This window comes from Clavibacter zhangzhiyongii (assembly GCF_014775655.1).
Classification (GTDB): domain Bacteria; phylum Actinomycetota; class Actinomycetes; order Actinomycetales; family Microbacteriaceae; genus Clavibacter; species Clavibacter zhangzhiyongii.
Genome location: NZ_CP061274.1, coordinates 3,027,281 through 3,048,550, shown reverse-complemented (window position 1 = coordinate 3,048,550; position 21,270 = coordinate 3,027,281). Strand labels below are relative to the sequence as shown.

The following is a 21,270-nucleotide window of genomic DNA, read 5'->3' as shown; positions in this document are numbered from 1 at the left end:
ACCCGATGGGAGGTCCCGCCGTGGACGACACCGCACCCGCCGCGCTCGCGGCACCCGCCGCGCCCCTAGTCGCCCCGACCGCTCCGCGCCTCCGCGCCGAGGGCGTCACGCTCGCCTACGACCGCCGCGTGATCTCGGAGGGCCTCGACGTCGCCGTGCCCGACCGCTCCTTCACGGTGATCGTCGGCCCCAACGCCTGCGGCAAGTCGACCCTGCTCCGCGCCCTCGCGCGCCTCCTCGCGCCCACCTCGGGCGGCGTGCTCCTCGACGACCGGCCGCTCGGGTCGTACCGCGCCAAGGAGGTCGCGCGGATCGTCGGCCTGCTCCCGCAGAGCGCCATCGCGCCCGAGGGGATCACGGTGGCCGACCTCGTGGCGCGCGGGCGGTTCCCGCACCAGAACCTCATCCGCCAGTGGACGTCGACCGACGAGGACGCCGTGCAGGACGCGATGGCCGCGACGGGCGTCGCCGACCTCGCCGCCCGCCACGTCGACGAGCTCTCCGGCGGCCAGCGCCAGCGGGTCTGGGTCGCGATGGCGCTCGCGCAGCAGACGCCCGTGCTGCTCCTGGACGAGCCCACGACCTTCCTCGACATCGCCCACCAGATCGAGCTGCTCGACCTCCTGGCCGACCTGCACCGCGACGGCAGCACGATCGTCGCCGTGCTGCACGACCTCAACCACGCCGCCCGCTACGCCGACCACCTCATCGTGATGGCGGAGGGCCGCGTGGTCGCGGCGGGAGCGCCGGGCGACGTCGTCACCGCCGAGCTCGTCGAGGAGGTCTTCGGCCTGCCGTGCCTCGTGATCGACGACCCCGTCTCGCACACGCCGCTCATCGTGCCGCGCGGCGGCCGCTGGGCCTGACGGCCGGGAACCGCCGGGTCAGCCCGCGGCGGGCGCCGCGCTGATCGACACCATCCAGTCGATCCCGTACCGGTCGGTGCACATGCCGAACTGGTCGCCCCACGGCGCCACCTCGAGCGGCAGCACGACGGTGCCGTCGGCCGTCAGCGCGTCCCACCAGCCGCGCAGCACGGGCTCCTCGTCGCCCGAGAGCGAGAGGCTGATGGAGGATCCGCTCGGCACGCCCATCGACGCCGGCGTGTCCGACGCCATGAGCACGAAGCCCGCGCCCGAGGTCAGCTGGCCGTGCATGACCTTGCCGGCCTCGGCCGGATCCTGGGCCATGCCGCCCTCGCCGAAGGTGGTCGTCTCGACCTCGCCGCCGAAGATCCCCTGGTAGAAGCCGAGCGCCTGCGCCGCCTGGTCGCGGAAGGACAGGTACGGGTTCATGATCGCGGACATGGGGATGCTCCTCGGGTGACGGGCCCCGCGGTCGCGGCGACCCTGTTGCGTCCCGATCCTGGCCCGGTCGCCGCCGACCCGCACCGTGACGCGCGGGGAGGGTGCGGGGCGACTAGAGGCCCTGGATGCGCACGCCCGCGGTCTCGTCGACGCTCACGCGCCAGCTCACGCTGAACGGCACGTCCTCGTCGAGGTCCTTCACGCTGCCGTCGTAGAGGGAGCGGACGGGCACCCGGATGTGCGCGGTGCCGACCGTCGGCGGCACCACCCAGTCGAGGTCGGCCGGGTCGTCGCTCGCCGGCTGCAGGGCGATCTCGGGCATGGCCGCCATGGTCCACACGGGCGGCGCGGTGATCCGGTCGCGGATCGACTTCCCGAACGGGCAGCCGGACGGGTAGAGCACGGACTGCGTCGTGCACTCCGTCAGGTACGCCTCGACCTCCGACCGTACGGAGTCGACGAGCTCGGGCGTGGGCTCGGCGTCGACGCGCGCCGGGACGACGCTGCCGGGCTCCGTGACCGCGACCTCCGCGTCCTCGGCCTGGAGGTGCTCGGAGGCGTGGTCGAGCGTGAGCGAGCCGGGCGCGAGCACGAGGTACGCGGATCCTCCGCCCGCGGCCGCCGCGCCGCCGGCCGTCGCCTGCACCGGCAGCCCGTTGGCCGTGAAGGTCGACGCGTGCCGCAGCTCGAGGTCGACCGCCGCGACCGGGCTCGTCGCGAACTCCCACCGGGCGAAGAGGCCGAGCGCGGCCGGGCGCTCGCGCACGCGGAACTCGGTGGATCCGGGCCCCGACGGCAGCGTGTACGCGTACGTGACCGCGCGCTCGCCGTCGCCCGCGGGCTCGTCGGACACCAGGCGCACGTCGTCGAGGCCCGGCAGGGCGCGCGCGTCGAGGAGGGCGCGGCTGCCCTCGTCGGGCAGCACGACGCCGGGTGTCGCGAGGGCGTCGCGGCTGTCCTCGCGGGCCAGCGCGTCGAGGTAGGTGCGCACGAAGCCGTGGGCGCTGAGGGTGCCCTGGTTGAGCGAGCCGACCGTGCCGAGGAACGCGCCGAGGAGGAGGGCGGCGAGCAGCGACCACACGACGACGGCCCGGCGGAGCTCCGCGCGCGCGTCGACGGCGGGGCTCGGCATGCGGATCATCCTACGGGCGGGGCATCGGGGCCTCCCGGCGGCGGGCGCCGGGGTAGATTCGAGTGCGCATCCGCGCGGCGCCGGGCGCCGCCGTCCCGCGCATCCTCAAGTCCCCGACCCGCCAGGAGCCCCGCGTGAGCACGGTCCCCCTCTCCCCGGAGCAGGCCGCCGTCTTCCAGGCCATCGAGGGCACGCGCGACCACATCTTCGTCACGGGCCGCGCCGGCACCGGCAAGTCGACCCTCCTCACGCACCTGTCGTGGAACACCGAGAAGCAGATCGTCATCTGCGCGCCCACGGGCGTCGCCGCGCTGAACGTCGGCGGGCAGACCATCCACTCGCTGTTCAAGCTGCCCATCGGGGTCATCGCCGACGAGGAGATCGAGCAGACGGGCGAGCTGCGGAAGCTGCTCAACACCATCGACACGCTTGTCATCGACGAGGTCTCCATGGTCAACGCCGACCTCGTGGACGCCATCGACCGCAGCCTCCGCCAGGCCCGCCACAAGAAGGACGTGCCGTTCGGCGGCGTGCAGGTGGTGCTCTTCGGGGATCCGTACCAGCTGGCCCCCGTGCCCGGCGACGGCGACGAGCGCGCCTACTTCGCCGACCGCTACCGCTCCATGTGGTTCTTCGACGCGAACGTGTGGCAGGAGGCGCAGCTCCGCATCTACGAGCTCACCGAGATCCATCGGCAGCACGAGGAGGCGTTCAAGGAGATGCTGAACGCCGTGCGCCACGGACGCGTCACGGCGGAGATCGCGGGCGTCCTCAACGCGGCGGGCGCCCGGCCGGCGCCGACCGACGGGGCCATCACGCTGGCCACGCGCAACGACACGGTGAACCGGATCAACGCCGAGGCCCTCAAGCGCCTGCCCGGCCGCTCGCTCACCGCCACCGCCGACGTCACGGGCGACTTCGGCGGCCGCACCTACCCGGCCGACGAGAAGCTCGACCTCAAGATCGGCGCGCAGGTGATGTTCCTCCGCAACGACGCCGACCAGCGCTGGGTGAACGGATCCGTGGGCGTCGTCACGCGCATCGACACGAACGTGTACGTCGAGCTCGACGGCGTCGTGCACGAGGTCGAGCCGGTCACGTGGGAGAAGCACAAGTACTCGTACTCGCCCACCACGAAGCAGCTGCGGCGCGACGTCGTGGCCGACTTCACGCAGTTCCCGCTGCGGCTGGCGTGGGCGGTCACCATCCACAAGTCGCAGGGCAAGACCTACGAGCGGGCGATCGTCGACCTCGGCGCGCGCGTGTTCAGCCCCGGGCAGACGTACGTGGCGCTCAGCCGGATCACCGACATCGACGGCCTGTACCTCACGCGGCCGCTGCGGCCGGCCGACATCATCGTCGACGAGAACGTGCGGCGGTTCATGAGCGAGGCGACGCGGATCCGGGTGACCCCGGCGGTCACGCCCGCCGGCTGATCCCACGGCGGGCGTCTGGTGGCGGCGACGCCGGCTCAGTGGCCGCCGTGCTCGCCCTCGATGCCGTCGAGGTCGAGGGTGCTGTGCTGCCCGTGGGGCACGGCGAACTCGCCGGCGTGCGTGAGCGAGAGGGCCGGCGTGACGAGCCCGGCGACGACGAACGCGCCCACGAGGACGCCGACGAGGTAGCGGCCGCCCGTGGCCTCGGGCTCGACGGTCCCGGCGGCGGGAGCGGGGACGATGGCGGATGCGGCGGCGGGCGGGCTCGCGACGGCGGACGGGCGCGGGGCGCCGGATCCGACGAGGGCGATGTCGGCCGGGAGGGACGCCTCGACGGCCGTGCAGACCGCCTCGGCCTCGGACTCGGCGCGGGAGCGCAGGTGGCGGCCGACGACCGCGGCGACGACGAGGTCGAGCAGGGTCGCGGCGAGCATGGGGATCGCGGGGAGGCCGCTGGTGATGCCGGGCGCCGACATGACGACCGCGGCGGTGACGAGGAGCGCCCAGCCGGCGACCGGCACGAGCGCGCCGACGACGGCCCACGACGCGGCGGGCAGGCGGTCCGAGCGGAGCACGGCGACGGCCCACGCGCCCTCGGCGACGCCGATGACGAGGAGGGCCGCCATGACCGCGGGCGGGGATCCCGCGCCGACGGCCAGGTGGATGAGCGCGGCGCCCAGGGCGGCGAGGGCCAGCCAGTGGCGGATGAGCAGTGACACGTGCTGGTCCCTTCGTCGTCCCGGGCGCCGCGGTGGTGCGGTGCTGTGGTGCTGCGGTGCTGTCGTGCGGTGATGCGTGACGCGCCCGGTGCAGCGGCGCGGCGGCGGTGCGGTGCCTAGGCGGCGCGGGCGGCGCGGTTGCGGACGCCCTTCTCGGCGCCGAGGCCCACGATCAGCAGCACGACGGCGCTGCCGAGGTGCAGGAAGTGGTCCGCGGTGTTCAGCGCGAGGATGTTGAAGTCGGTGTTCACGAGGAAGAAGCCGACGATGCCGAGCGCGAGGTACGCGAACCCGACGACCGAGTTCACGGCCTTGGCCGACGCGACGCTGGAGAGGCCGCCGATGAGGAGGGCCGCGCCGATGAGGAGGTGCGCCACGTTGTGGAACGGGTTCACCATGAAGATCCCGAGCAGCAGGCCGCCCTGATCGGAGAAGAAGCCGCCGCTGGACGGCGGGAACAGGAAGCCGAGAAGGCCGACGAGGACATAGACGGCGCCGAAGACGGTGCCGAGCAGGCGGTTCGGGGACGAGCTCATGGTGGTGCCTCCACTGGTAGGGAAGAGCCGGGGTTCTCCCAGGCTCTCTACATTCGTACCGCCTACGCGCCCGGATTGGTGCGTTCGCGCTACTGGATCAGGGCCCGATTCCCAGATGCTCCGCGAGGAACGCCTCCGTGCGCCGGTACGCGAGGGCCGCGGCGTCCGGATCGAAGCGGTCGCGGAGGCTCGCGTCGGGGAACACGGGGAGCGTGCCGGGGTAGGTGTGGGCGGTGACGGGGGTGCCGTGCTCGCGCAGGCGGCCGATGAAGGCCTCGGGGCGCTGGTCGTCGATCCACTCGTCGTGCTCCGCGAGGTGGAGCAGCACCGCGCACGGGATGACGCCGTGCTCCTCGGGCCCGAGGCTCGCGCAGTAGGCGACCACGGCGTCCGCGCCGCCGTCCTGCGCCTCGAGGAGCGCGAGCCAGCCGCCGGGGGCGAAGCCGACGAGGCCGACGCGCTCGGATCCGCGGGCGCGCGCCGAGTCGATGCCGTCGCGGAGGGTGCCGAGGGCGAAGCCCACGTCGAGCTGGGCGGCGAGGCCCGCGGCGAGCTCGTCGTCGAGCGTGGCGCGGCCGTCGTAGAGGTCCGGCACGAGCACGTGGAAGCCGGCGCGGGCGAGCGCGAGCGCGTACTGGTCGAGCCAGGGGAGGCGGCCGTGGTCGTCGTGGACGAGGACGACCACGGGGCTGCCGGGCTCGCCGAACTCGAGGGTGACGCCGGGGTGCGGCAGGTCGACGATCTCGGGCATGGGGAGAACCTATCGGGAGGTCGGTCGCCGGCCGCGCCGTGGAGGAGGATCGTCGCATGGGATACCGTCACCGCCTCGCCGCCGCCACGACCGCCTTCGTCCTCGTCGCCGGGCTCGCCGCCTGCTCGACGCCGCCGCGCACCCCGGAGGACGCCGCCCGCGCCAGCGCCGACGCGGCCGAGCCCGGCGAGACGGAGTCCCAGGGCTGGAACCGCGCCGACCTGTCGTTCGCCGAGGAGATGGGCGACCAGGCCGCCGGATCCGTGGAGCTCGCCGAGGCCGCCCTCCAGGTGCAGGGCCTGCCGCAGGAGGCGGAGGAGCTCGCCGTGCAGATCCGCGACGAGCAGGGACCGCAGGCCAGGCAGCTCGCGCAGCTCGCCGAGGGCTGGGCCGCCGAGGAGGGCGGATCCGGCGCGAACGGCACCGAGGACCGCGAGGAGGCCGGCGGCGTCAGCGCCGGCAGCGGCGAGGAGGGCGGCAGCGGGGCTGCGGGTGAGGGCGGCACCGGCGCCGCATCGGGTGCCGACAGCGGCACCGGCAGCGACGACGGGACCGGGGTCGAGGGCGGGTCCGCATCCCGCGCCGAGACCGAGGAGATGAGCGACGCCGCCTTCGACTCCGAGCTGCAGGCCCTGCGCGCCGCGACCGGCGTGGACGCCGCCCGGCTGTTCCTGCAGGGCATGATCGCGAGGCACCAGGCCGCCATCGAGATGGCGGACGGGGAGTCGCAGCTCGGCACCTCCACGGAGGCGATCGGCATCGCCGAGGCGATGTCGTCGGCGCAGGGGATGCAGCTGACCAAGATGCGGGCGCTGCTCGCCTCGTACGGCGGCTGATCCCGAGCACGACGGAGGGCCCGGCGCGCATGGCGCCGGGCCCTCCGTCGTGCGGGGCGGGATCGCCCCGGGTCAGCCGGCCGGGCGGAGGAACGCGGCGGCCGCGGCGGCGAGGTGCCCCGGGTCGTCGGCGCCGCACAGCTCGCGGGCGGAGTGCATCGAGAGCAGCGGGATGCCGACGTCGACCGTGCGGATCCCGAGGCGCGTGGCCGTGATGGGGCCGATGGTCGAGCCGCACGGCACCGCGTTGCTGGAGACGAACTCCTGGTACGGCACGCCGGCGCGCTCGCAGGCCAGCGCCCACTCGCGCGCGCCCACGCCGTCGGTCGCGTAGCGCTGGTTCGCGTTGATCTTGAGCAGCGGCCCGCCGTTCGGCACCGGCCGGTTGGCGGGGTCGTGGCGTTCCCCGTAGTTCGGGTGGACGGCGTGGCCGGCGTCCGCGGAGAGGCACCAGGACGCGGCGAACGCGCGGCGGCGCTCCTCGGAGGAGGCGCCCAGGCCGGCGGAGATGCGGCCGAGGACGTCCTCGAGGATCGGGCCGGCGGCGCCCGAGGCGGTCGCGGATCCGACCTCCTCGTGGTCGAAGGCGGCGAGCACCGCGATGGGCGCGTCCGGGTTCGTGTCCGCAGTGGCCGCGAGCTCGAGCAGGGCGGCGAGGCCCGCGTGCACGGAGCTGAGGTTGTCCATGCGGCCGGCGGCGAACAGCTCGCCGTCGAGGCCGAGCGATCCGGGCGCCTGGGTGTCGGCGACGCCCACGTCGTAGCCGAGCACGTCGTCGGCCGCGAGCCCCGCGAGGCCGGCCAGGTGGCCGAGCACGTCGGCGTCGGCGGGGGAGCCGGTGCCGAGGACCGGCGACATGTGGCGCTGCGGATCCAGGCGGAGGCCCTCGGTGTTCACCCCACGGTCGAGGTGCACGGCGAGCTGCGGGAAGCGCAGCAGCGGGCCGGTGCGGACGAGGTGGCGGGTGCCGTCGCGCGTCACGAGGCGGCCGGCCAGCTCGAGGTCGCGGTCGAGCCAGGAGTTGAGGAGCGGGCCGCCGTAGACCTCGACGCCGGCCTGCACCCAGCCGTCAGATCCGATGGTCGGCTTCGGCTTGAGCTTGAAGCCGGGGGAGTCGGTGTGGGCGCCGAGCACGCGGAAGGGCGTGGTGGTGCGGGCGCCGGCGGGCTGGATCCACGCGAGGAGCGCGCCGTCGCGGACGATGAGGCGCCGGCCGGCGCCCGTGGGCCAGGCGTCGCGCTCGTCGAGCCGGGTGAAGCCCGCGGCCTCGAGCCGGCGGGCGCCCTCCTCCGCCGCGTGGAACGAGGAGGGGGAGGCCTGGATGTAGCGGCCGAGGTCGGCGAGGTGCGCGCGGCGGTCCGCCGGCATCAGTAGCCGCTCGATCCGAGCGCGCCGTTCTCGGGCGTCTGCACGGGACCCGCGAGGACGACCGCGCTGCCCGAGACGCCGAGGCGCGTGGCGCCGGCCTCGATCATCTGCACCGCGGCCTCGTACGTGCGGATGCCGCCGGACGCCTTGACGCCGGCCTTCCCGTCGACGGTGCGGCTCATCAGCTCGACCGCGTGCACGGTCGCGCCGCCGGTGGGGTGGAAGCCCGTGGAGGTCTTGACGAAGTCGGCCCCCGCGGCGACGGAGGCCTCGCAGACGGCGACGATCTGGTCGTCGTCGAGCGCGGCCGACTCGATGATCACCTTGAGCACGGCGGGAGCGGGCACGGCCTCGCGCACGGCGCGGATGTCGGCCTCGACGTCGGCGAAGCGGCCCTCGCGGGCGGCTCCCACGTCGATGACCATGTCGACCTCGTCGGCGCCCTGGCGGACGGAGAGCGCGGCCTCGGCGGCCTTGACCTCGCTGTGGTGCTTGCCGCTGGGGAAGCCGCAGACGACGGCGACCTTGAGGTCGGATCCCGCGGGCAGCTCGAGCGGGAGCATCGACGGCGAGACGCACACCGAGTACGTGCCGAGCTCGACCGCCTCGGCGACCAGCGCGGCGACCTCGTCGCGCGTGGCCTCGGGCTTCAGGAGCGTGTGGTCGATGATGCGGGCGATCGCGGCGGTGTCGGCCTGGGGCGTGGACGGGCTGGTGCTCATGCGGGATTCCTCACGTCGTGCGGGACCTCGATCCTACGGCGGGGCCGCGGGACGGCCCGGCCGGACGGGGGCCAGCCGCGGAGCGGTCCCGCCGGTAGCGTTCGACGGGTGATGACCGACGGCACGACCACCGCGCTCCTGTACGTGGCCCTCGCGGCCCTCGCCGTGGGGCTCGTGCTCCAGGTGATCGGCGCGATCAAGGGCGTGCGGGCCCACGGCGCCGGGAAGGTCGGGCTCTTCCACCCGGCCATCCGGCCATGGACCTTGGCGTCGCTCGGCGCGATCTCCGTCAGCGTGCTCTGCTGCCTGCCGATCGTCTGGAGCTAGGGGCGCGGGCCCTCGCTCATCAGGAGTAGTCAGCCCCCGGGATTCCCGCGGGACGGTAGACGTAGCCGTCCTCGTCGGAGTCGAGCTCCCACACGACCTCCTCCTCGCTGAGCGAGGTGGCGCGCGTGAAGCTCTTCACGGGCTCGCCGTTGAGGAACTCGACCTCGGTCTCCTCCGTGCCGTCGGGGCCGACCAGCTGTGCGGTGTACGTCGAATCAGTCATGCTCCGACCCTACGACCGTCGGGCCGCGGCGACCGGGCCCGGCCGGGATCCCCAGCGGACGCCCGAGCGCGCGCGCCCTGGGGAGGGGGCCGGTTCACGCCTCCAGCTCGACGAGCACGCGCGGCAGCTCCAGGAGCAGCTCGCTCGCGAGGTAGCCGAGCGGACCCACCTGCACGGCGAGCCGGTCGCCCGCTGCGGCATGCGCGTGCGTCGCCCAGACCGCGGCCTGGGCGGGATCCGCGCCCCGGGCGCAGAGGCCGGCCACCGCGCCGCCCAGCACGTCGCCGGATCCGGACGTGCCGAGGCCGCTGCCGCCCGCGCCGATGGTCCACGCGCGTCCGTCGGGCGCCGCGACCACGCCGCCCATCGACACCACGGCCGCGTACCCGCGCGCGATCTCGCGGGCGTCGGCCACGGCGTCGTCCCCCGCCTCGCGCCCGAGCAGCCGCTCCGCCTCGGACGAGTTGGGCGTGAGGACGAGCCGCCCGGCCAGGTGCCCGGCGGACTCGCGGCACGCGGGCAGGACCCCGAGCGCGAAGGCGTCGAGGACCACGACGGCGTCGTCGGACACCAGCGTCGCGAGCAGGCGCACCATGCGCTCGGCCTCGTCCGCGTCGTCGAGCCCGGGGCCGACGAGCACGGCGTCGGCGGAGGCGATGTCGTCCTCGGCCGCGCGGATCCCCGCCCCGCGCACGTGCCCGCCGTCCGTCTCCTCGAGCGGCACCACGCCGCTCTCGGGCACGGCGACCGCGACCTGCGTGGCGACGGACGCGCCGACCGCGAGCGTGAGCCGGCCGGCGCCGACCCGCAGCGCCGCGAGCCCGGAGATCATGGCCGCGCCGGGGGAGCGGAGGGCCCCGCCGACGACGACGACCTGGCCGCGGCCGTACTTGGATCCGGTCGCCTCGGGCAGCGCCCAGTCGCGCAGGCCCGCGGGCGTCACGACCTCGGCCGGTGCCTCGGGCCGTGCGTCATCGTCCTCGGTCATCGGGTTCCCCTCCGTGCTCGGTGACGGGCGCGCCCTGCCCGTCGAGGTGCTCCGTGGCCGAGAAGGTCCGGAGGGTCCACGGGCCGCGCGGGGCGGACCGCTCGAGGATCGTGACGGACGCGTTCGCCACGGTGTGCTGCGACTGGAAGGCCAGCAGCTCGGCCTCGGAGAGCCCGAGGCCGACGTAGAGGAAGAGCATCACCACGGCGTCGTGCGTGGTGATGAGGGCGCGGCCGTCGGCGGCCTCGACCTCGGGGTCCTGCAGGAAGGAGCGGATCCGCAGCGCGACGTCCGCCCACGACTCCCCGCCGGGCGGCCGGTAGGAGAGCTTCCCGAGCCAGCGGCGCCGGGCGTCCTCGTCGGGGTGGCGTGCGGCGACGCCGCGGGAGGTGAGGAGGTCGAGGATCCCGAGCTCGCGGTCGCGCAGGCGCTCGTCCGCCCGGATCTCCGCGGCGATGCCCGCCTCGGCCAGCGCGACCGCCGCCGTGCTCCGCGCCCGCAGGTAGTGCGACGACCACACGGCCGTCGGCACGTCCGACCGGCTCGCCAACCACCGGCCGAGGGCGCGCGCCTGGGCCGTGCCGGTGTCGGAGAGGGGCACGTCCGGATCCCGGTGGTCCACGTGGATCACCTCCGCGCCGTCGCGGTCGGCCCGGCTCGCGGCGACGTTCGCCGTGCTCTCGCCGTGCCGCACGAGCCAGAGCTCCGTGAGACCCGTCACGACGGCCCCGCCGAGCGCGCGGCGGAGACGGCGGAGCGGATCCCGTTGCGCCAGGGCGCGCCGTGCCCCGGCAGCACGATGCGCGCGTCCGTCCCCTCGAGCGCGGCGAGCGAGCGCAGCGCGCGCCCGCTGTCGGCGGTGGCGGCGCCCGCGACGATGCGGCAGCCGGTGCGGCCCGTGTACGGGTCGAGCGTCACGAGGGCGTCGCCCGTGATCAGCGCGTCCCGGTCGGGGAGGTGCAGCGCGACGTGCCCGTCGGTGTGGCCGGGGGTGGGGATCGCGACGGGCCGGCCGGGCACGTCGAGCGGCCCGGCGGCGATGTCGGTCACGGCGTCCACGCCCTCGACGCGCAGGGCGCCGGCGGCGGCCATGGCGGCGACCACGGGGATCGCCCGGCCGTAGCGGAGCGGGTAGACGAAGGGCGTGCGCTCGCGGCGGTAGGAGTAGGGGTGGCGGGCGAGGTGCGCGTCGTCGGGGTGCACGTGCACCGGCGCGCCGAGCTCGCGGGCGGCGCGCGCGGCGGATCCGACGTGGTCCCAGTGCCCGTGGGTCAGCACGATCGCGCGCACGTCGTCGGGCGTCCGACCGAGGGCGGCGAGGGCCTGCAGCAGGTGCGGCCAGGTGTCGGGGAACGCGGTGTCGACCAGCGTGATCCCGTCGTCGCCCTCGACGAGGTACATGTTCACGTGGGCGTGCGCGAGCAGGTGGACTCCCGGCGCCACGTCGCGCGTGAGCACGGGGGACGCGGGGTGGGGTGGGGTGCCGGTGCGGATCATGCGGTCCTCTCGCTCGGGGGCCCGCGTCCGTGCGGACGCGGGTCGGCGGCCGACCCCGTGAGGGCCGGCCGCCGGGTCATGCGACGCGGATCACTCGGGGGTGACGGCGTCCTTGACGGCGCCTGCCGCCTTCTTCAGGATGCCCGGGTCCTTCGGCGGGATGGTGCCGTGGAGGAGCGGGTTGCCGACGGGCGGCGCCGGCATCGGCGCGGTGGTGGTCGGGCCGTCGTGGTACGTGAAGGTGCCCTTGCCGTCGGGGGTCGGGCCCGACGCCCAGGAGCCCTCGGCGGCCGCGGGGCCGTCCGAGAAGTTGAGGTACTGGTACGAGACCTCGCGGTCCTCCAGCTCGATCGGGAAGTCGCTCGGGACCGGCAGGTCCTCCGTGCCTTCCGCGCGGAGCTCGGCGATCGCGGCGGTCCACTGGTTCTGGTGCATCGTGTCGCGGGCGATGAGGAAGGACAGGAGGTCCTTCACGCCGTGGTCGTCGGTCATGTGGTAGAGCCGGGCGGCCTGGATCCGCCCCTGCATCTCGGCGTTGGCGTTGGCCGTGAAGTCGGCGAGCAGGTTGCCGCTGCAGGTGATGAAGGAGCCCTGCCACGGGTTGCCGTTGCTGTCGACGGGGCGCGCGCCGGCGCCGGCGACGATGGCGTGCTGGATGTCCATGCCGCCGATGACCGCCGCGAGGGTCGGGTCCTTCATCGCCTCCTCGGTCGCCTCGACGGGCGCGGTCTCGAGCAGCTTGGCGATCATGATCGCGAGCATCTCGACGTGGCCGAACTCCTCGGCGCCGATGCCGTAGAGCATGTCGCGGTACTTGCCGGGGAGCTTCGAGTTCCAGGACTGGAAGCCGTACTGCATGGCGACGGAGATCTCGCCGTACTGGCCGCCGAGCACCTCCTGGAGGTGGCGCGCGTAGATGGGGTCGGGCTTGTCGGGGGTGGCGTCGTGCTGCAGCTCCTGCTTGTGGAAGAACATGGGGACCTCTCGTCGTCATCTCGTCTTCGCATCGCGGGCCGGACCGTCCGCGACTCCGTCGAGCGTTCGCCGGCGACCCGGGACCGCCTACCCCCTTGACACGCACGCGCGCGTCCGCTCGGGCGCGTCGGATCCCCCGCGCAGGCGATCGCGTCGCCTCCTCCCCCGGCCGTTCCCCCTACCACATGCGCAACCGCCTCCCGCGCAGGCCGACACTCGGCGGCATCGCTGGCATAGTGGACGGGCACGGCCGAAGCTCAGCGCCGCACTCCTGCCCCCTCCACCGTCAGCGCGGGGCACGAGAGGTCACGAGGGGGACACGAGATCGATCATGGGCACGTTCAAGTACGACTCGACGCTGACGGCGGAGTTCGACGACCGCCTGCTCGCGCACCTGCAGCTCGTCATCGGCGCGAAGCTGCGCCGCGGCGAGGCCTTCTACTTCTCCTGGCGCGACGACGTCGAGGTCGGCGACGGGCGCACCACCATCTGGATGCACAATTCGCTGCCCCTCGTGTTCAAGTACCACGGCAGCCGCGTGCCGCCCATCAACCGCAAGTGGGTCGACGCGCTCATGACCACGGCGAACAGCCCCGGCGGCCTGCTGATCATGCGCGAGCCCCCCGAGGACGAGCCGCGCGACGACGCGCGCTGACCCGCCGGCGCTGATCGGCCCCGCTGCCCGGCGCGTCCCCGCCCGGCATACGGTGTAAGTCCTCCCGGTGTCAACCCCCTTCCCGCGCATTGGGGCGGCGTGCGTGCGCCTGGCATCTTTGGTCCCGGGTCGCGCGCGGGCGTCGCCCGGGAGAGGGACGCGATGCACGACACGGGCGCCGACGACATGGGCGATCTGGTCCAGTCCTCCGCGAGCGAGTCGCTCCCCGCCTGCGCGCGGGAGCACGTCCGCAGCGCGACGGAGCAGGCGCGCTTCATCTCGGGCTACTTCGGCTGGTCCATCTCCGGCGACGCGATCCGCGGCACGGGCGACGCGGTCGCGCTCTACGTCGAGGACCTGGCCGCCGCCCTCACCGAGCTGGGCTGGATCTCGACGGCGGGCATCCACTGGGACCGCATGCCGTTCGGCGAGGACGAGGCCGCCGAGGCCCTCCGCATGGTGCAGCGCACCCACGGCTGGGACGTCTGACCCCTTCGCCGTGCATCCGCCGGGAGCGGAGTCAACCCCCTGGGCATTTCCCCACCTGTGGACCACACTCTGACCACGAGGCCGTCGCGGGCTCGGGCGCTTGAGGGTTGTCGAGAGTCCTCCTATGCAGTCCGGACCGCCGTTCCAGGCCCTCCAGATCCGCCCCGGATCGGCCGTGTCGTGGACGGCCGGCTCACGGGGCGGATCGTCTGCGCGGCCCGCCCCGCCGCGCCCGGGTGCCCGCGCTGCCTGGACGCCGCCTGTCCTTCGCTTGGCGGCCAGCGCCGGAGGGCGTTGTGTGGACGAGCGTCGGTCCCCACGAGGGCCCGGCGCCCGAGAACGAAGGAGCACCATGAAGGCACTCACCTGGCAGGGCATCCACGACGTGGAGGTCAAGGACGTCGAGGACCCGCGCATCGAGCACGACACCGACGCCGTGATCCGCATCACGTCGACCGCCATCTGCGGATCCGACCTCCACCTCTACGAGGTCTTCGGCCCGTTCCTCGACAAGGACGACGTGCTCGGCCACGAGAACATGGGCGTCGTCGAGCAGGTCGGCAGCGCCGTCACGAAGCTCAAGGTCGGCGACCGCGTCGTCGTGCCGTTCGTCATCGCGTGCCACGACTGCTTCATGTGCGACCGGGGCCTGTTCACGCAGTGCGAGACCACGCAGGTGAAGTCGCAGGGCAGCGGCGCCGCGCTCTACGGCTTCAGCGAGCTGTACGGCTCCATCCCCGGCGGCCAGGCCGAGCGCCTCCGCATGCCGCTCGCCGACGTCAACGCGATCGTCGTCGACGGCGAGCTCCCGGACGAGCGCTACCTCTTCCTCAGCGACATCCTCCCCACGGCCTGGCAGGGCGTCCAGTACGCGAACGTGCCCGAGGGCGGCACGCTCGGCGTCATGGGCCTCGGCCCCGTCGGCCAGTTCGCGGCCCGCATCGGGAAGCACCTCGGCTACCGCGTCATCGCGGTGGACCCCGTGCCCGAGCGCCGCGAGATGGCGAAGCGCCACGGCATCGAGACGCTCGACCTCACCGACGACGTGGCCGACCGGCTGCGCGCGCTCACCGACGGCCGCGGACCGGACGCCATGGTCGAGGCCGTCGGCATGGAGGCGCACGGCAGCCCCGCCGCGTCGTTCGCCCAGAAGGCCGCGGGCCTCCTGCCCGACGGCATCGCCAAGAAGGTCATGGACACCGCGAGCGTCGACCGCCTCGCGGCCCTGCACACGGCGTTCGACGCGGTCCGCCGCGGCGGCACCGTCTCCATCAGCGGCGTCTACGGCGGCGAGGCCGACCCGATGCCCATGAAGTCGCTCTTCGACAAGCAGATCGCGATCCGCATGGGCCAGTGCAACGTCCAGCACTGGATCCAGGACCTGCTGCCCCTCGTCGAGGACCCCGCCGACCCGCTCGGCGTCATGGACCTCGTCACGCACACCGCGCCCCTCAGCGAGGCCGCGCACATGTACGAGATCTTCCAGAAGAAGGAGGACGGCTGCATCAAGGTGGTGCTGAAGCCGTAGCCTCCCGGCTCGCTCGACGTCGGCCGCGTCCCCTCGGGGGCGCGGCCGTCGTCGTGCGCGGGGCGCGGAGCGCGCTCGGCGTCAGCGGGCGCCGACCTCCGCGAGGATCCCGTCCATCAGCTCGGCGAGGGCGATCGACTCCGCGTGCGGCATCTCGGCGCACTCGACGGCGCCCGTGCGGATCGCATCGCGCGCGGCGCGGAACATGGGCACGTAGCCGCGGCCCTCGATCGCGTGCTCCCGGCGCTCGGGATCCCCGTCGGCGGGCACGATCGCGAGGCCGGGGGAGGCGAGGAACAGCGGATCCACCTCGATGCGGCCGGCCGTGCCGCTGACGGTCGCGCCCAGCGGCAGCGCGGCGACGAGCGAGCAGGCGAGCGTCGCGTGGCGTCCGTCGGGCCAGCCCAGCAGGATCGCGACCTCCGTGTCGACGCCGCCCTCGACGACCGTGCCGACCGCGGCGACCGAGGACGGCGTGCCGAACAGGCCGTGCGCGAACGCGAGCGGGTAGACGCCCATGTCGAGGAGCGTGCCGCCGCCGACCTCCGGGTCCCAGAGGCGCCCCTTCCCCTCCTCGGTGACGAAGCCGAAGGCCACGGAGATGGCGCGCGGATCCCCGATGCGGCCCGCGGCGATCGCCTCCTGCACCGCGAGGTAGCCGGGGGAGAAGGCCATCCAGAGCGCCTCGAGGAGCAGCAGGCCCTCGGCGCGGGCGATCTCGACGAGCGCGCGCGTGTCGGCGGCCGTGGTGGTCGCGGGCTTCTCGCAGACGACGTGCTTGCCGGCCCGGAGCGCCGCCTCGGCCTGCGCGCGGTGGAGCGTGTGCGGGGTGGCGACGTAGACGGCGTCCACCTCGGGGTCGGCGAGGAGCGCCTCGAGGGTGTCGTGGATCCGCGGGATGCCGCACGCCGAGGCCAGCTCCTCGGCGCTGGCGCGCGTGCGGGAGTGCACGGCGACGACCTCGACGCCGGGCACGAGCTGCATGTCGGGGACGACCGAGCGGGCGATGCCTGCGGCGCCGATCACGCCGAAGCGGAGGGGGCGGGCGTCCGGGTCCTCGTGGGCGGCGGGGTGCGGCGTCATCGTCGACATGAGGCGAGCCTACGTTGTGAGAGCGCTTCCACGGAAGTTCGCCGCAGGGTTGACACGACCGAAAAGCGCCGCATATGGTCTGCCGGACGGCGTGAGAGCGCTCTTACAGCGGGAGCACCGACGCTCGACCAGGCACAAGGGAGTGACCTTCGATGAAGACAGCACGAACGCGCACGGCGGCCGGCATCGCCGGAGCCGCGGTGATCGCCCTCCTCGCGACCGGATGCAGCGGCGGCTCCTCCGGCTCCGGATCCGGGGGCGACGACATCACGCTCACCGTCACCACGTTCAACGCCATGGGGTTCGACGACCTCTACGCCGAGTACGAGAAGACGCACCCCGGCATCACCATCAAGGCCACCAACATCGACACGGGCGGCAACGCCCTCATCGACTGGCAGACCAAGCAGGCGTCCGGGGCGGGGCTCCCCGACGTGCAGGCGGTCGAGGAGGGCTGGCTGAGCAAGGTCATGCAGGTCTCCGACTCCTTCACCGACCTCCGCGACCACGGCATCGAGGACGTCAAGGACCGCTGGGTCCCCTGGAAGTACCAGCAGGCGACGGATCCCGAGGGCCGCGTCATCGGCTACGGCACCGACATCGGGCCGGAGGGCCTCTGCTACAACGCGAAGCTGTTCGGCGAGGCGGGGCTCCCCACCGAACGCACCGAGGTCGCCGCGCTGTTCGGCGGCGAGGACGCGACCTGGGACCAGTACTTCGAGGTCGGGAAGCAGTACCGCGAGAAGACCGGCAAGGCCTTCTACGACCAGTCCGGCTTCATCTGGAACGCCATGGTGAACCAGCAGCCCGAGGGCTACTACACGGAGGACGGGAAGCTCAACGTCGAGGGCAACTCCGACCTCGAGGCCCTCTGGGGCAAGGTCGCTGACGGCGCCGAGGCCGGCCTCTCCGACGCGCAGACCGCGTGGGACTGGGGCGGCGGCAAGGCCTTCACCGACGGGTCCTTCGCGACCTTCGTCTGCCCCGCGTGGATGCTCGGCGTCGTCAAGGGCCAGACCGAGTCCGCGGGCGGCGACGCCTCGACCGGCTGGGACTTCGCGGACGTCTTCCCCGGCGGCGCGGCGAACTGGGGCGGGTCGTTCCTGACCGTCCCCACCACGTCGAAGCACCCGGCCGAGGCCGCGGAGCTCGCGGCCTGGCTCACCGAGCCGGCACAGCAGTCCTCCGCGTTCCAGGCGGCCGGGCCCTTCCCGAGCACCGTCGAGGCGCAGACCTCCGAGGGCGTGACCGGCACGAGCGAGCTGACCGCGTTCTTCAACGAGGCCCCGCTCGGCACGATGCTCGCCGCGCGCGCCGAGGGCGTCGAGGCCCAGTTCAAGGGACCCGACGACTCGGTGATCCAGGAGCAGGTCTTCGGCCCGTCCATCCAGGCGCTCGACGCCGGCAAGGCCGACGGGAAGAAGTCCTGGGCCGACGCCATCACCCTGCTCGGCCAGCTGGTCGAGGAGTAGGAGCCGGGCGGCCCGCGAGGGCCGTCCACCCGGGAGGTGCGGGCGCACGGGTGCCCGCACCTCCTCCCCCGACGTGCGAGAGAAGGATCGATGACGACCACGCTGCGCCCCCCGGCGCCACCCCGAGCCCCGGCGGCCGAGCGCTCCCGGCGCGCCGACCCGCCCACCTGGCGCCAGCGGCTGTCCACCTGGGACTTCCGGTACTCGCCCTACCTCTACGTGGCGCCGTTCTTCATCCTGTTCGGGCTCGTCGGGCTGTTCCCGCTGGCGTACACGTTCGTCGTGTCGCTCAACGACTGGAACCTGCTCACGGGCGCCGGCGACTGGATCGGGTTCGAGAACTACACGGCCGAGCTCGCGGATCCGCTGTTCTGGAACTCCATCGCCAACACCTTCAGCATCTTCGTGCTGTCGACGATCCCGCAGCTCGCGGTGGCCGCGGCCATCGCGGCGATCCTCGACCAGAACCTGCGCGCGAAGACGTTCTGGCGGATGAGCGTGATCCTCCCGTACATCGTCACGCCGGTCGCGGTCGCGATCATCTTCAGCAGCGTGTTCGGCGAGAAGTACGGGCTCGTCAACAACGTGCTCACCGAGATCGGGCTCGACCCGATCATGTGGAAGACGGAGACGCTGCCCTCCCACCTCGCCATCGCGACGATGGTGAACTGGCGCTGGACCGGGTACAACGCGCTCATCCTGCTCGCGGCGATGCAGGCGGTGCCGCGCGACGTGCACGAGTCGGCGGCGCTCGACGGGGCGGGGGCGGTGCGCCGGTTCTTCTCCATCACGGTGCCGAGCATCCGGCCCACCCTGATCTTCGTGATCATCACCGCCACCATCGGCGGCCTGCAGATCTTCACCGAGCCGAAGCTGTTCAACGCCGCGAGCTCGACGCCCGGCGGCCCGCAGCGGCAGTACCAGACGACCGTGCTCTACCTGTGGGACCTCGCGTTCAACCGGCAGGACTTCGGCAAGGCGAGCGCGGTGGCGTGGATCCTGTTCCTCCTCATCGTCCTCATCGGGCTGCTCAACTTCTGGCTCTCGCGGCGCATCGCCGGCGCGGAGGCCCGGGGATCCGAGCGCCGCACCCGCCGGGCGCTCGCCCGGTTCCGCGCGCAGCCGGCGGCGCCGTCGCCGGGCGCGACCACGGCGCCGTCCGCACCCCCGACCGTCCTTCCCGAGGAGCGGGCCGCCGCCCGCGATGAGGAGTCCGCATCATGACCGCCACCGCCACGCGGCCCCGCGCCGTCGCCGAGCCGCCCGCGTCCGACGGGGGCCGCGCGCCCCGGCGTCGTCCGAGCGGCGGCACCGGGCTCGACCGACGCCCCGGCTTCCTCGCCTACGGGCTGATCCTCGCCGTCTTCGTCGGCGGCGCGTACCCGCTGTGGTGGTCGGTGGTGATGGGGTCGAGCGACAAGTCGGCCCTCACCGACACCTGGCCGTCGCTGCTGCCGGGCGGCCGGTTCTGGATCAACGTCGGCGAGGTCGTCGACACGGTCCCGTTCTGGCTGGCGCTCATGAACAGCGTCATCGTGTCGGTCGTCATCAGCGTCTCCGTCATCACGTTCTCGACGCTCGCCGGGTACGCGTTCGCGAAGCTGCGGTTCCGCGGGCGCGAGGGCCTCATGGTGTTCGTCATCGCGACGCTCGCGGTGCCCACGCAGCTCGGCATCATCCCGCTGTTCATGCTCATGAAGCAGTTCGGTTGGACCGGGACGCTCGGCGCGGTCATCGTGCCGACCCTCGTGACCGCGTTCGGCGTGTTCTTCATGCGGCAGTACCTCGTGGACGTGATCCCGACCGAGCTCATCGAGGCGGCGCGCATGGACGGCGCCTCCATGATCAGCACGTTCTGGCACGTGGGCGTGCCGGCGGCACGGCCGGCCATGGCGATCCTCGGCCTGTTCACCTTCATGACGGCGTGGACCGACTACCTGTGGCCGCTGCTCGTGGTGCCGCAGAACCCGACGCTGCAGGTGGCGCTGAGCCAGCTGCAGTCGGCGCGGTACGTCGACTACTCGATCGTGCTGGCCGGCGCCGTGCTCGCGACGCTGCCGCTGCTGGTCCTGTTCGTGCTCGCGGGGCGGCAGCTGATATCCGGGATCATGGCCGGGGCGGTGAAGGGGTAGGGGCCCGGCCCTACACTCGACCCAGCCGGATCGCAGACTGGAGGGCCCGTGGCCATCAACGCCGAGCAGGGCTCGCCCACCCTCGAGATGGTCGGGAAGCTCGCGGGCGTCAGCCGGGCCACGGTGTCGCGGGTGGTGAACGGATCCGACCGCGTCGCCCCCGAGGTCGTCACCGCCGTCAACGCGGCCATCGCGCAGCTCAACTACGTGCCGAACCGCGCGGCCCGCTCGCTCGCCGGGCGCCGCACCAACGCGCTGGCGCTCGTGATGCCGGAGCAGACCGCGCGGGTGTTCGCGGATCCGTTCTTCGCGTCGCTCATCCAGGGCGCGATGACGTACCTCGCGACCACCGAGTACACGCTCACGCTCCTCATCTCCTCGCCCGCGCAGGCGGAGAAGACCCGGCGGTTCCTGCTCGGCGGCAACGTCGACGGGGTGCTCGTGGTCTCGCACCACTCGGGCGACGCCACGTTCAGCGGCCTGCGCGACCGGCTGCCGGTCGTGTTCGCCGGCAGGCCGCTCCGGCAGGACGACCGCGAGGCGCCCACCGTCGACGTCGACAACGTGGGCGCGGCGCGGGCGGCGACCGAGCACCTCATCCAGCGCGGGCGCACCCGCATCGCGGCGGTGGCGGGTCGGCAGGACATGCCCGCGGGCATCGACCGGCTGCGCGGCTTCCGCGAGGCGATGACCGCGGCGGGGCTGGATCCCACGCTCGTCGCGGTGGGCGACTTCTCGCCCGCGTCGGGCGCCGACGCGATGCGCACGCTGCTGGCGCGCGGCGAGCCCATCGACGGGGTCTTCGCGGCGAGCGACCAGATGGCCGCCGGCGTCTACTCGGAGCTCCGCGAGCACGGCCTGCGCGTGCCGCAGGACGTCGCCGTCGTGGGCTTCGACGACGACTACTTCGCGAAGTCGGCCGTGCCGCCGCTCACCACCGTGCGCCAGCCCAACCAGGAGTTCGGCCGCCGGATGGCGGAGGTGCTGGTGCGGCTCGTGGGCGGGGAGGACGTGGATCCGCTCACGCTCATGCCGACGACGCTGGTGGTGCGGCAGAGCACGTAGCGGCGGGCGGGCTGCCGCGG

General features: G+C 73.7%; 24 protein-coding genes. 11 read left to right on the top strand and 13 right to left on the bottom strand.

Going from position 1 to position 21,270, the window contains the following annotated elements; all coding sequences use genetic code 11:
• The first annotated feature begins 5 nt into the window (after nt 1-5).
• A complete protein-coding gene (locus H9X71_RS14535) occupies nt 6-866 on the top strand; it encodes an ABC transporter ATP-binding protein (protein WP_244961950.1) in 861 nt (286 codons plus the stop codon).
• An 18-nt stretch (nt 867-884) separates the two neighbouring features.
• Here the strand turns inward: H9X71_RS14535 and H9X71_RS14530 are convergent, their stop codons facing one another.
• A complete protein-coding gene (locus H9X71_RS14530) occupies nt 885-1,307 on the bottom strand; it encodes a VOC family protein (RefSeq protein WP_191147712.1) in 423 nt (140 codons plus the stop codon).
• 112 nt (nt 1,308-1,419) lie between these two features.
• A complete protein-coding gene (locus H9X71_RS14525) occupies nt 1,420-2,439 on the bottom strand; it encodes a hypothetical protein (RefSeq protein ID WP_191147711.1) in 1,020 nt (339 codons plus the stop codon).
• 134 nt (nt 2,440-2,573) lie between these two features.
• Here H9X71_RS14525 and H9X71_RS14520 point away from each other — a divergent pair, with 134 nt between their 5' ends.
• On the top strand, nt 2,574-3,875 hold the full coding sequence (locus H9X71_RS14520; RefSeq protein WP_191147710.1) for an ATP-dependent DNA helicase: 1,302 nt from the start codon (nt 2,574-2,576) through the stop codon (nt 3,873-3,875).
• Between the two features lie 35 nt (nt 3,876-3,910).
• On the opposite strand, the gene H9X71_RS14515 is transcribed toward H9X71_RS14520, so the two are convergent.
• The 3 genes from H9X71_RS14515 to H9X71_RS14505 all read right to left on the bottom strand — a co-directional run bounded on the left by H9X71_RS14515 (nt 3,911) and on the right by H9X71_RS14505 (nt 5,881).
• On the bottom strand, nt 3,911-4,594 hold the full coding sequence (locus tag H9X71_RS14515) for a hypothetical protein (protein ID WP_191147709.1): 684 nt from the start codon (nt 4,592-4,594) through the stop codon (nt 3,911-3,913).
• 116 nt (nt 4,595-4,710) lie between these two features.
• On the bottom strand, nt 4,711-5,130 hold the full coding sequence (locus tag H9X71_RS14510; RefSeq protein ID WP_191147708.1) for a DUF4383 domain-containing protein: 420 nt from the start codon (nt 5,128-5,130) through the stop codon (nt 4,711-4,713).
• A gap of 97 nt (nt 5,131-5,227) precedes the next feature.
• Nucleotides 5,228-5,881: a dienelactone hydrolase family protein gene (locus tag H9X71_RS14505; RefSeq protein ID WP_191147707.1), complete on the bottom strand. Its 654-nt coding sequence runs from the start codon at nt 5,879-5,881 to the stop codon at nt 5,228-5,230.
• Nucleotides 5,882-5,937: 56 nt separating this feature from the next.
• Between H9X71_RS14505 and H9X71_RS14500 the strand changes: the two genes are divergently transcribed.
• Nucleotides 5,938-6,717, top strand: coding sequence for a DUF305 domain-containing protein (locus H9X71_RS14500; RefSeq protein ID WP_191147706.1), 780 nt, complete (start codon nt 5,938-5,940; stop codon nt 6,715-6,717).
• Nucleotides 6,718-6,789: 72 nt separating this feature from the next.
• On the opposite strand, the gene H9X71_RS14495 is transcribed toward H9X71_RS14500, so the two are convergent.
• Nucleotides 6,790-8,085 carry a M18 family aminopeptidase gene (locus H9X71_RS14495; protein WP_191147705.1) on the bottom strand — a complete coding sequence of 432 codons (1,296 nt, stop codon included), beginning with the start codon at nt 8,083-8,085 and terminating at the stop codon, nt 6,790-6,792.
• Complete coding sequence (gene deoC, locus H9X71_RS14490; protein ID WP_191147704.1) at nt 8,085-8,807, bottom strand: deoxyribose-phosphate aldolase; 723 nt, start codon at nt 8,805-8,807, stop codon at nt 8,085-8,087. Before deoC ends, H9X71_RS14495 begins: the two co-directional genes overlap by 1 nt.
• 111 nt (nt 8,808-8,918) lie before the next feature.
• Between deoC and H9X71_RS14485 the strand changes: the two genes are divergently transcribed.
• A complete protein-coding gene (locus tag H9X71_RS14485; protein WP_204569440.1) occupies nt 8,919-9,134 on the top strand; it encodes a hypothetical protein in 216 nt (71 codons plus the stop codon).
• A 19-nt stretch (nt 9,135-9,153) separates the two neighbouring features.
• On the opposite strand, the gene H9X71_RS14480 is transcribed toward H9X71_RS14485, so the two are convergent.
• The 5 genes from H9X71_RS14480 to H9X71_RS14460 all read right to left on the bottom strand — a co-directional run bounded on the left by H9X71_RS14480 (nt 9,154) and on the right by H9X71_RS14460 (nt 12,817).
• Nucleotides 9,154-9,357: a hypothetical protein gene (locus tag H9X71_RS14480; RefSeq protein ID WP_191147702.1), complete on the bottom strand. Its 204-nt coding sequence runs from the start codon at nt 9,355-9,357 to the stop codon at nt 9,154-9,156.
• Nucleotides 9,358-9,451: 94 nt separating this feature from the next.
• Nucleotides 9,452-10,345, bottom strand: coding sequence for an NAD(P)H-hydrate dehydratase (locus H9X71_RS14475; protein WP_191147701.1), 894 nt, complete (start codon nt 10,343-10,345; stop codon nt 9,452-9,454).
• Entirely contained in the window at nt 10,329-11,066 is a 738-nt protein-coding gene (locus tag H9X71_RS14470) for a histidine phosphatase family protein (RefSeq protein WP_191147700.1), read from the bottom strand. Before H9X71_RS14470 ends, H9X71_RS14475 begins: the two co-directional genes overlap by 17 nt.
• The gene (locus tag H9X71_RS14465) at nt 11,063-11,842 is read right to left on the bottom strand and encodes an MBL fold metallo-hydrolase (RefSeq protein WP_213003953.1); all 780 of its coding nucleotides are present in this window, start codon (nt 11,840-11,842) and stop codon (nt 11,063-11,065) included. Before H9X71_RS14465 ends, H9X71_RS14470 begins: the two co-directional genes overlap by 4 nt.
• A gap of 90 nt (nt 11,843-11,932) precedes the next feature.
• Nucleotides 11,933-12,817 (bottom strand): manganese catalase, encoded by an 885-nt coding sequence (locus H9X71_RS14460; protein WP_191147699.1) that lies wholly within the window; start codon nt 12,815-12,817, stop codon nt 11,933-11,935.
• A 331-nt stretch (nt 12,818-13,148) separates the two neighbouring features.
• On the opposite strand from H9X71_RS14460, the gene H9X71_RS14455 reads away from it, so the two are divergent.
• The 3 genes from H9X71_RS14455 to H9X71_RS14445 all read left to right on the top strand — a co-directional run bounded on the left by H9X71_RS14455 (nt 13,149) and on the right by H9X71_RS14445 (nt 15,489).
• Nucleotides 13,149-13,472: a DUF7882 family protein gene (locus H9X71_RS14455; protein ID WP_191147698.1), complete on the top strand. Its 324-nt coding sequence runs from the start codon at nt 13,149-13,151 to the stop codon at nt 13,470-13,472.
• Nucleotides 13,473-13,634: 162 nt separating this feature from the next.
• Complete coding sequence (locus H9X71_RS14450) at nt 13,635-13,961, top strand: hypothetical protein (protein WP_191147697.1); 327 nt, start codon at nt 13,635-13,637, stop codon at nt 13,959-13,961.
• Between the two features lie 352 nt (nt 13,962-14,313).
• Nucleotides 14,314-15,489 carry a zinc-dependent alcohol dehydrogenase gene (locus H9X71_RS14445; protein WP_191147696.1) on the top strand — a complete coding sequence of 392 codons (1,176 nt, stop codon included), beginning with the start codon at nt 14,314-14,316 and terminating at the stop codon, nt 15,487-15,489.
• 81 nt (nt 15,490-15,570) lie between these two features.
• Here H9X71_RS14445 and H9X71_RS14440 read toward each other — a convergent pair whose 3' ends face one another.
• The gene (locus H9X71_RS14440; RefSeq protein WP_191147695.1) at nt 15,571-16,581 is read right to left on the bottom strand and encodes a Gfo/Idh/MocA family protein; all 1,011 of its coding nucleotides are present in this window, start codon (nt 16,579-16,581) and stop codon (nt 15,571-15,573) included.
• 152 nt (nt 16,582-16,733) lie between these two features.
• Between H9X71_RS14440 and H9X71_RS14435 the strand changes: the two genes are divergently transcribed.
• From H9X71_RS14435 to H9X71_RS14420, 4 genes are all read left to right on the top strand, one after another.
• Entirely contained in the window at nt 16,734-18,053 is a 1,320-nt protein-coding gene (locus H9X71_RS14435; RefSeq protein ID WP_191147694.1) for an ABC transporter substrate-binding protein, read from the top strand.
• A 90-nt stretch (nt 18,054-18,143) separates the two neighbouring features.
• On the top strand, nt 18,144-19,277 hold the full coding sequence (locus H9X71_RS14430; protein ID WP_191147693.1) for a carbohydrate ABC transporter permease: 1,134 nt from the start codon (nt 18,144-18,146) through the stop codon (nt 19,275-19,277).
• Nucleotides 19,274-20,185: a carbohydrate ABC transporter permease gene (locus H9X71_RS14425; RefSeq protein WP_191147692.1), complete on the top strand. Its 912-nt coding sequence runs from the start codon at nt 19,274-19,276 to the stop codon at nt 20,183-20,185. Before H9X71_RS14430 ends, H9X71_RS14425 begins: the two co-directional genes overlap by 4 nt.
• An 87-nt stretch (nt 20,186-20,272) precedes the next feature.
• Nucleotides 20,273-21,250 (top strand): LacI family DNA-binding transcriptional regulator, encoded by a 978-nt coding sequence (locus tag H9X71_RS14420; RefSeq protein WP_191149211.1) that lies wholly within the window; start codon nt 20,273-20,275, stop codon nt 21,248-21,250.
• Nucleotides 21,251-21,270 lie beyond the last annotated feature (20 nt).